This is a genomic window from Rhodoplanes roseus (assembly GCF_003258865.1).
GTDB lineage: Bacteria > Pseudomonadota > Alphaproteobacteria > Rhizobiales > Xanthobacteraceae > Rhodoplanes > Rhodoplanes roseus.
In genome coordinates this window covers 1-9051 of the sequence record NZ_NPEX01000241.1, presented here as the reverse complement: position 1 = coordinate 9051, position 9051 = coordinate 1, and the positions used below count along the sequence as shown (strand labels likewise).

Here is a 9051-nt window from a genome sequence, read left to right as displayed (position 1 = left end):
CGCTCCGCCTCGACCGAGCCGGACCGCGCTCCGAAACCTGTTCCGGCGCGCTCGCGCCGGCGGACCTCACGGTTCACCGGCCGAACGGCGCCGGCTTCTACTCGTCGCCGCCCTCGTCGTCGTCCTTCTCCGGCTCGCCGGCGAGGATCTTCTCGGCGATCAGGCCGGCGTTCTGGCGAATCGCCGCCTCGATCTTGGCGGCCATGTCCGGATTGTTGCGCAGGAAGCTCTTGGCGTTCTCGCGCCCCTGGCCGATGCGGGTCGAGTCGTGGGAGAACCAGGCGCCCGACTTCTCGACCAGACCGGCCTTCACGCCGAGATCGATGATCTCGCCGAGCTTGGAGACGCCCTCGCCGTACATGATGTCGAACTCGACCTGCTTGAACGGCGGGGCCAGCTTGTTCTTCACCACCTTGACGCGGGTCTGGTTGCCGATGACCTCGTCGCGCTCCTTGATGGCGCCGATGCGCCGGATGTCGAGGCGCACCGAGGCGTAGAACTTCAGCGCGTTGCCGCCCGTGGTGGTCTCCGGCGAGCCGTACATCACCCCGATCTTCATGCGGATCTGGTTGATGAAGATCACCATGGTGTTGGAGCGGCTGATCGAGGCGGTCAGCTTGCGCAGCGCCTGGCTCATCAGCCGCGCCTGCATGCCGGGCTGGGCGTCGCCCATCTCGCCTTCGAGCTCGGCGCGCGGCACCAGCGCGGCGACCGAATCGACCACCAGCACGTCGACGGCGCCCGAGCGCACCAGGGTATCGCAGATTTCGAGGGCCTGCTCGCCGGTGTCGGGCTGCGAGATCAGGAGGTCGTCGAGATTGACCCCGAGCTTGCGCGCATAGATCGGATCGAGGGCGTGCTCGGCATCGACGAAGGCACAGATGCCGCCCTTCTTCTGCGCCTCGGCGACGCAGTGCAGCGCGAGCGTGGTCTTGCCGGACGATTCGGGCCCGAAAATCTCCACCACGCGGCCGCGCGGCAGCCCGCCGACACCCAGCGCGATGTCGAGCCCGAGCGAGCCGGTCGACACCGTCTCGATCTCCAGCGGCTTGGTCGACTTGCCGAGCCGCATGATCGAGCCCTTGCCGAACGCCCGCTCGATCTGAGTCAGCGCGGCATCCAGGGCCTTGGTCTTGTCCATGGAGGAACTCTCTACGACTCGCAGGGGGGCCGAAGCCATCAACACCTCCTCTATGCCCGGGATTCGGAGGGCCGACAACGCAGACGCCGCGCCTCCATGGCCCACATGTACACCATCTGTTCTCCGTTCGCAATATGTTCTTCGCCCGGGACGTTTAATCGGCTCTATCCCCGGCGAGCCGACGAATCGCGGTAGGGCCGGGCCGGCGCTGCTCGGAGCGCGGCGCTGTGCTATGTCGGCGCGTGGCAACGGCCGAGGATTGCTCATGCGCAGACGACCTGGCATCCGGATCGCGGCACGGCATCTGTCGGTCGCCCTAAGCCTTTTAGCCTTCACGGTTTTCGGCGCCGTGACGGGCGGCGCGGCCGACCTTCCGGGCCCGGACGACATCGACACCATGCGGTCTGGGACGGCGGCGACGCCGCCCGCGTCGGGCGAGGACGCGGCGGAAGCGGAGCGGCTGGCCGTGCAGGCGTTCGGGGCCAGGAATCCGACCTGCCTGGCATGGGGGGACGGCTGCGTCACCTGCCTGGCCGAGGAGGCGGGCAAGCCCGTCTGCAACAATCCGGGGCCCGCCTGCACGCCGCGCGAGACCGCCTGCACGCGCCGCCGCGACGTGCCGCCGGAGCCGGCCAAATAGCTGTCTGCTCAGGAGCTTAAAGGATGGAGCGCGGCGTCACTTGCCGCAGTTCCAGACCGGGCCGATGGGGGTGTCGGTCCAGCACGGGCCGAAGCCGCCACCGTTCCAGCGACCCTGGTAGAAGCGGGCACCGCCCCAGCCGTAGACCCATTGCCAGCCGCCCGGGGTGAGGTAGCGGCGGCCGGGGCCGTAGGGGCGCGCGATCCACGAATCGTAGCGCGACGCATACGGGCTCGGGCGGTCCGGCGGCTCGTAACCGGGCAGGAATCCGTAGCCGCGCGAACGCCTTACCGTCACGGTCGTCTTCTTCTTCGCGGCCGCTTTCGGGGCCTCGGCCTGCGCCGAGGCGGCGTCCGCGGCCGGTGCGGCGAGCACCGGCGGGACCGCGAAGAGCAGCGAAGAGGCGAGGAGAATCAGCGGGATGCGGGACATGGCGGTCCTTCTGCCGGACGAGCGCGGCGCAACTGCGGCGGCCCTACCCTAACGCTGCGGCGCGCCGAACCAAAGCCCGTCGCGGCCCGGGGAAACACATTGAAACGAAACGGGATGAAGGCTCCGTATCGAACCGGGCCGGAGCCCCTCACCAGCCGGCGCCGATCACCATCATGCGGCGAGACGGAGCGGCGGCGGGGCGCTGCGCCGTGATCCTGGCCCTCGCCTTCTCGCTCGCCGAGTCCTTGGCCACCCGCCTGGCCACCCCCTCGCCACCCCCGGCGCCACCCCCGGCCCCTTGCCGCGCCACGGCGCCGCCCGGACCCGAGACGGTCGTGCAGCCGGCCAGCGCGATCGCCAGACCAAGCACCAGCACCGAACCCACCACGGACGATCGTGTCATGTCGCTTCCCCCCGGGGCAGGGTGCAGTCGACATGGTTAACGGACGGTTGTCGGTTGCAGAAGCGGGCCACCACCCCGGCACCCCGGAGGCTGGGGATCCGTGACCCCGATGCCACAGGCCCGGCGCCCCGGCTGCCCTGCCCCAAGGCGCTCAGGCGCTCAGGCGTCGGCGGTGCGGGGATGGCGGTCGTGGAGAAACAGCGCGAGCGATTCCCGCAGACCTTCGTCGCGCTCGCTTGCGTGGCCGGCCAGGATCGCCTCCTCGAACAGGTCGTGCTGCACGTCCTGCGGCAGCCGGCCCCACACGGCCAGCACGGCCGAGCCGAGAATCTTCTCGAAGTGCCCGGGGGCGAACGGGTCCGGGCGCTGGTCGGCACGGTTGTCGACGTCCATGACGGTCTCCCTCGAACGGCGGCGCATGCGGGCCGCGACGGATCACCAAAGAGGCACCGGGCCGATTGTTCCGCGGCTCTCAGCGGCGGCGCGCCGGCCGGCCCACATAGGTGCCGAGGATCGCCAGGCAGGCGGCCCGCTCGGCCGCGTCGAGCTGGCCGGCGAAGTGGCCGATATGCGGCGCGACCGCCGCGTCGATCTCGTGCAGCAGACGAATGCCGGCCCGGGTCGGCGCCACGTCGGTCGCCCGCGGGTCGCCGGCCGCGCGCTTCGTCGCGGCCAGCCCGGCCGCGACGAGCTGCTTCACCAGCGACGAGGCGAAGGACGGCGAGACGTCGAGCCGCGCCGCGACCTCGTTGACCCGCAGCCGCCCGTCGGGCGAGCCGTGGATCTGCAGCAGCGCCTGGTGCGCCATCGGATCGATCCCGCGCCGCTTGGCCTCGGCCTCGATCATCCGGAAGATCTTGCGGACGATGAAGCGCGTGTCGGCGACGCTGCGGAAATAGGCGCGTCGCGCCGCCTCGCCCTCGCGCGCCGGAGCGGCCGCGCCCGTGCGGCGCGACCCCGCGCCCCCTGCCCTGCTCGACACCTGAGCCACTCGCCTCCGTGAGATCCGCACTGTGCCAGCGGGGGCGACGGACGCACAAGGCCGTCGCCCTGCAGCCTCTCCGGCGCCGATCACGGCACGGCATGCTCAGCATTTATACTTTATTCAGATTGCTTATCTGACTAACATACCGGAGACGCCGCCGGCTCCGCTGGAGCTCCGGCTGGTCGAGAAAACTCCGAGCGGAGGACGAATGCCGGACACCCGCGACCGGGACCTGCGGAGCTTCATCGATCGCGTCGACGCGCTCGGCGCGTTGCGCAAGGTCGCGGGCGCCCACCCGGTGCACGAGATCGGCGCCATCACCGAGGTCGCCGCCGGCAAGCCGAACGCGCCCGCGCTGCTGTTCTCCGACATCGCCGGCTGCGACCCGCGCTTCCGCATCTTCACCAATGCGACGACGACGCCGCAGCGCGCCGCGCTGGCGCTCGGCATCGACCCGATGCTGCCGCCGCTCGCCGCCCTGAAGGCCTGGATGCAGCGCCGCCAGACGCTGAAGCGGCTGCCGCCCGTGAACGTTCCGGACGGCGCCTGCCTGCAGACCATCGTCGCGGAGGACGACGTCGATCTCGGCCGCTATCCGGTGCCGGTGTGGCACAAGGCGGACGGCGGCCCCTATATCGGCTCCGGCAGCATCGTGGTGATGCGCGATCCGGACGACGGCTGGATCAACGCCTCGATCTACCGGGTGCAGGTGCACAATCGCAGCCAGGTCACGGTGCAGTTCGATCACACCGGCCGGCACGGCGCGATCATCGCCAAGAAATACTGGGATCGTGGACGATCATGTCCGGTCGCCATCGTCAACGGACCCGACCCGTCGCTGTTCGTCGCCGGCTTCGAGTATCTGCCCGAGGGCTATTCCGAATACGACTTCGCCGGCGCCATCCGGGGGGCGCCGCTGGAGACCATCGCGGCGCCGCTGACCGGCCTGCCGGTGCCGGGATCGTCGGAGATGATCTTGGAGGGCGACCTCCTGCCGATGACGCAGCAGACGCTGCCGGAAGGGCCGTTCGGCGAGTTCACCGGCTACTACGCCGCCGACACGCGGCCCGGCCCGGTGATGAACGTGCGCGGCATCTGCCACCGCGACGACTGCATCCTGTTCGGCTCGCCGCCGATGAAGCCGCCGCGCTTCCATTTCGGCCTGCCGCTTCGTGCGGCCGGGCTGTGGGAGGCGCTCGCCACCGCCGGCATCACCGACGTGGTCGGCGCCTGGCAGCACGTCTCGCAACTGATGACCGTGATCGCCATCAGGCAGCGCTACGGCGGACACGCCAAGCGGGCCGGCCTGATGGCGGCCGCGAACAGCTACATGGCCCGCCTCGTGGTGGTGGTGGACGACGACATCGATCCGTCCAACCTCGCCGACGTGATGTGGGCCGTGACGACCCGCAGCGAACCCGCAGAGACCATCGACATCGTGCGCGACGCCTGGAGCTCGGCCCTCGACCCGCGAATCCCGCCGGACCGCAAGGCGGCGGGCGTCACGAGCCACTCCAAGCTGATCATCGACGCGTGCAAGCCCTTCGCCTGGCGAGACGACTTCCCGACCTCGACGGCGCTGTCCGCGGACGAGGCGGCGCGCATCGAGGCCAAGTGGGGAGCCGTCATCGCCTGACCGTCACGTCACGTGCCGAAATGAAGACGCTCGAGCTGCTCGTGGGGGAGACACCAGTGTCGGTATCACTCTATGACCTCAGCGTGCCGACCTTCCTGCAGACGGTGAGGGCCATCGGAGGCTTCCTCGACCGCGCGGCCACGCATTTCGCGGAGAAGGGTGTCGATCCCGACAGTGTCGTGAACACCCGCCTCGTCGACGACATGGCGCCGTTCCATTTTCAGATCGAAGCAGCGTGGCACCATTCCGTGTGGGGCGTTGAGGCGCTGAAGACCGGCGCATTCAATCCTCCGGCCCTCGTCGGGCCGGTTCCTTTCGCCAACCTGCGGGCCATGATCGTCGAGGCGGAAACGACGCTGCAGGCATTCACTCCCGACGAGGTCAACGGCTGGGCGGGGAAGGACCTGGACCTTCGGATCGGCCCGCGAAGGCTGTCCTTCACGTCGGAGACCTTCATCCTCTCCTTCTCGCTGCCGAACTTCCATTTTCACGCCGTCACCGCCTACGACATCCTGCGATCACAGGGCGTGCCGCTCGGGAAGCGTGATTACGAAGGCCGGCTACGCACGAGATCGTCCTGAAATGAAAGTCCTCCGTCCAACCAGGATCATCGCCGACAAAAATCCCGCCGACCGCGAGGGCCGCTTCTACCAGCGCAGCCAGCGGCGGCCCGCGAGAGCGCCGGCGACGACCACCACGGCGGTGGCGAGCGAGTACCAGGCGGCGACGAAGAACGGCGAATCGTCCGGGCAATGCAGCCCGTAGAGCGTCGCCCCCGCCGTCGCGCTGAACAGGCCCGCGGCCGCCCCGGCGCGGGCCGGATGGAGCGGCGCGCCGCGGCGCAGCGCCCAGAGGGTCGCGGCCAGCAGCGGCGCGGCGAGCAGCGGGATGCTGGCGAGGCACACCGCCGCGTTGGAGCCGACCAGGCGGGCACCCCAGTCCGCGGCCGGCACCGCCACGAGCTCGCCGACCACCCCGGCGGCGAGGAGGCCGGCGGCCACGGCGAGGCCGGCGACCAGCCCGCGTGTCGAGGATCCCGGCTGGGCGAGCCGGATCGCCAGCAGACCGCCGAGCGCCGCGAACAGGCCCATCTCGACCGGCTTCAGCACGAACCGCACCGTCTGCGCCGCCGCGCCGATGTCGGGCCGCAGGCCGAGCACCACCACGAACAGCGCCAGCGTGCCGACCAGGCCCACCGCTGCGAAGGCCGGCAGCGACACGGCGAGCGGCCGCTCCCGGATGGGGCCGTCCGCCACCAGGGCGCGGACGAGATCGTCGGTCCTCATCGGGTCACGTCCTTTCCTGGGCGGTGCGGCTGAGCCGCGCCAGCCCGCGATGCAGCGCCACCCGCAGGGCACCTTCACTGGTTCCGAGCCTGCTCGCCGCCTCGGAGAAGCTGGCGCCGTCCACGGCGATCGCCGTGACGGCGGCGCGCTCGCCGGCCGGGAGGCGCTCCAGCGCCCGAACCAGCTCGGTCTCGCGGATCGCCGGCTCCTCGGCGGGGGCCGGCAGGATATCGACAATGTCGTCGAGCGGCACGCCGGCGCGGCCGCCGCGGCGGCGGAGCGCGTCGATGGTCTTGTGGCGCGCGATCGCCGACAGCCAGGGACCGATCGGCCGGGCCGCGTCCCAGGTGTGGCGCTTCAGATGCACGGCCAGAAGAATCTCCTGCACCACGTCCTCCGCATCGCTCGCGGCGAGCCCGGCCCGCGTCACGGCGCGTCGCACGCCGCTGCGGAGCCGCGACGCCATGCTGCGCAGGCAGCGGTCGTAGGCCGCCCCGTCGCCCGCCATGGCGAGCCGCATCAGACGGCTCCAGTCGTCGTCGTCCTTGCTCACCCGAACTGTCCTTCGGCGGCGGCACCCGGTTCGTTACATGCCCGGCCCTGATACACGACGCCGTGACCGTCGTCGCCCGGCGAACACATGCCCGTGAAGACGTAACCCGCGACCGTCGCGCCCGTAAGAGCCCATACGGCCGGCCGCTCAGGCCCGCCTGCGGCGCCCCGCCGGGACGCCGCGACGGACCCCGATCTTGTCACAGGAGACTGCGATGACCACCAAGCCCGCCCTCGCCGCCGTGCTGGCCACCTCGTTCGCGGCCGCGCTGTCGCTCGCCGCCGCGCCGGCCGCCGCCCAGGGGGCCGACAAGGAGAAGTGCTACGGCGTCGCCCTCAAGGGCCAGAACGACTGCGCCGCCGGCCCCGGCACCACCTGCGCCGGCACGTCGAAGGTCGACTACCAGGGCAATGCCTGGAAGCTGGTCGCCAAGGGCACCTGCACCACGATGACCACCCCCAAGGGGATGGGCTCGCTGATGCCGAAGTCCTCCTGACCAGCCCCTCCGGCGCGGCGGGGCGATGCGCCCCGCCCGCCTTCGCCGTCGTGAAGCCGAGACGAGGCCCGACCATGCTCGTGCGATCCACCCTGCCGGCGGATGCCGGTGTCGGCTTCAAGCCGCAGCACCGCGACGCCCTCCTCGCCGACGACGCGCCGATCGGCTTCGTCGAGATCCACGCCGAGAACTACATGGGCGCCGGCGGCCCGCCGCACGCCATGCTGTCGGCGTTGCGCGAGCGATACGCGCTGTCGATCCACGGCGTCGGCCTGTCGATCGGCGGCCTGCGGCCGCTCGACGGCGAGCATCTGGCGCGGCTGAAGGCGCTGTGCGCCCGCCATCCGCCGGCGAGCTTCTCGGAGCACCTCGCCTGGTCGTCGCACGGCGAGGTCTTCTACAACGACCTGCTGCCCCTGCCCTACACGCCCGAGACCCTGGCGCGCGTGTGCGAGCATGTCGACGCCGTGCAGGCCGCGCTCGGCCGCGAGATGCTGCTGGAGAATCCGTCGACCTACGTGCTGTTCGAGACCAGCACCATCGCCGAGACGGATTTCTTGCGCGAGGTGGCGCGGCGCACCGGCTGCGGCCTGCTCCTCGACGTCAACAACGTGGTCGTCTCGGCGACCAATCACGGCACCTCGGCGGAGGCGTATCTGAATGCGTTTCCGCTGGAGCGCGTGAAGGAGATCCATCTCGGCGGTCATGCCGAGACACACGACGACGCCGGCGCGCCGCTGCTGATCGATGCGCACGGCACGCCGGTCGCCGATCCGGTCTGGACGCTCTACGAACGAACCATCGCCCGCACCGGAGCGCTGCCGACCCTGATCGAATGGGACAACGACGTGCCCGAGTGGCCGGTGCTCGCCGCCGAGGCGGCGCGAGCCCGGGCGATGCTGCGGGCGGACGCCGCGGCTCGGAAGGACGCCGCATGAGCAGCGCCCCCTTCGCCGCCGCGCTGCTCGATCCCGACCGGCCGCTGCCGGGCGAGATCACGTCGCACACGGCGCGGCATCCCGAAAAACGCTTCGCGGTCTATCGCAACAACGTGACGGTCGGCCTCGTCGAGGCGCTCCGCACGCGGTTTCCGGCGACGGAGAAGATCGTCGGCGAGGCGTTCTTCGCCGCCACCGCGCGCGAGTTCGTGCGACGGCACCCGCCGCGCTCGCCCTTGCTGATGCACTATGGCGACGGGTTTCCGGACTTCCTGAAGGACTTCCCGCCGGCCGCCGACATGCCATGGCTCGCCGACGTGGCCCGGGTCGAGGCGGCGCGCACCCGCGCCTATCACGCCGCCGACGCGGGGCCGCTCGGTGCCGAGGCGTTCTGCGCCGTCGCGCCGGAGGCGCTCGGCGGCTTGCGCGTGACGCTGCATCCCTCGGCCGAGATCGTGCGCTCCAAGCATCCGGTCGTCACGATCTGGGCCATGAACAGCGGCGAAGCGGCGCTCGGCGCGGTCGACCTCGGCATCGCCGA

General features: G+C 70.9%; 13 protein-coding genes. 6 read left to right on the top strand and 7 right to left on the bottom strand.

From position 1 onward, the window contains the following. Positions 1-97: 97 nt before the first annotated feature. Positions 98-1180 (bottom strand): recombinase RecA, encoded by a 1083-nt coding sequence (gene recA, locus CH341_RS24320; RefSeq protein WP_111421568.1) that lies wholly within the window; start codon positions 1178-1180, stop codon positions 98-100. Between the two features lie 226 nt (positions 1181-1406). On the opposite strand from recA, the gene CH341_RS24315 reads away from it, so the two are divergent. Next, on the top strand, positions 1407-1781 hold the full coding sequence (locus CH341_RS24315) for a hypothetical protein (protein ID WP_111421567.1): 375 nt from the start codon (positions 1407-1409) through the stop codon (positions 1779-1781). A 36-nt stretch (positions 1782-1817) separates the two neighbouring features. On the opposite strand, the gene CH341_RS24310 is transcribed toward CH341_RS24315, so the two are convergent. The 4 genes from CH341_RS24310 to CH341_RS24295 form a co-directional block, all read right to left on the bottom strand. Continuing rightward, the gene (locus CH341_RS24310; RefSeq protein WP_111421566.1) at positions 1818-2213 is read right to left on the bottom strand and encodes a hypothetical protein; all 396 of its coding nucleotides are present in this window, start codon (positions 2211-2213) and stop codon (positions 1818-1820) included. A 148-nt stretch (positions 2214-2361) separates the two neighbouring features. Continuing rightward, a complete protein-coding gene (locus CH341_RS24305) occupies positions 2362-2616 on the bottom strand; it encodes a hypothetical protein (RefSeq protein ID WP_146604605.1) in 255 nt (84 codons plus the stop codon). A 159-nt stretch (positions 2617-2775) separates the two neighbouring features. Beyond that, positions 2776-3009 (bottom strand): hypothetical protein, encoded by a 234-nt coding sequence (locus tag CH341_RS24300; protein ID WP_111421564.1) that lies wholly within the window; start codon positions 3007-3009, stop codon positions 2776-2778. Positions 3010-3088: 79 nt separating this feature from the next. Then, positions 3089-3598: a MarR family winged helix-turn-helix transcriptional regulator gene (locus CH341_RS24295; RefSeq protein WP_146604604.1), complete on the bottom strand. Its 510-nt coding sequence runs from the start codon at positions 3596-3598 to the stop codon at positions 3089-3091. A gap of 211 nt (positions 3599-3809) precedes the next feature. On the opposite strand from CH341_RS24295, the gene CH341_RS24290 reads away from it, so the two are divergent. Both CH341_RS24290 and CH341_RS24285 read left to right on the top strand, forming a co-directional pair. Next, positions 3810-5237, top strand: a complete 1428-nt coding sequence (locus CH341_RS24290) for a UbiD family decarboxylase (RefSeq protein WP_111421562.1) — start codon at positions 3810-3812, stop codon at positions 5235-5237. Between the two features lie 20 nt (positions 5238-5257). Further along, entirely contained in the window at positions 5258-5818 is a 561-nt protein-coding gene (locus CH341_RS24285) for a DUF1993 domain-containing protein (RefSeq protein WP_245431232.1), read from the top strand. 66 nt (positions 5819-5884) lie between these two features. Here CH341_RS24285 and CH341_RS24280 read toward each other — a convergent pair whose 3' ends face one another. Together CH341_RS24280 and CH341_RS24275 are read right to left on the bottom strand one after the other, a co-directional pair. After that, positions 5885-6523 (bottom strand): NrsF family protein, encoded by a 639-nt coding sequence (locus CH341_RS24280; RefSeq protein ID WP_111421561.1) that lies wholly within the window; start codon positions 6521-6523, stop codon positions 5885-5887. 4 nt (positions 6524-6527) lie between these two features. Beyond that, positions 6528-7076, bottom strand: coding sequence for a sigma-70 family RNA polymerase sigma factor (locus CH341_RS24275; RefSeq protein WP_111421560.1), 549 nt, complete (start codon positions 7074-7076; stop codon positions 6528-6530). Between the two features lie 214 nt (positions 7077-7290). Here CH341_RS24275 and CH341_RS24270 point away from each other — a divergent pair, with 214 nt between their 5' ends. From CH341_RS24270 to CH341_RS24260, 3 genes are all read left to right on the top strand, one after another. Then, a complete protein-coding gene (locus CH341_RS24270; RefSeq protein WP_111421559.1) occupies positions 7291-7572 on the top strand; it encodes a BufA1 family periplasmic bufferin-type metallophore in 282 nt (93 codons plus the stop codon). A 74-nt stretch (positions 7573-7646) separates the two neighbouring features. Beyond that, positions 7647-8510, top strand: a complete 864-nt coding sequence (gene bufB, locus CH341_RS24265) for an MNIO family bufferin maturase (protein WP_111421558.1) — start codon at positions 7647-7649, stop codon at positions 8508-8510. Further along, a partial coding sequence (locus CH341_RS24260) for an HvfC/BufC N-terminal domain-containing protein (RefSeq protein ID WP_111421557.1) occupies positions 8507-9051 on the top strand: 545 nt, incomplete at its 3' end. The genes bufB and CH341_RS24260, both read left to right, overlap by 4 nt.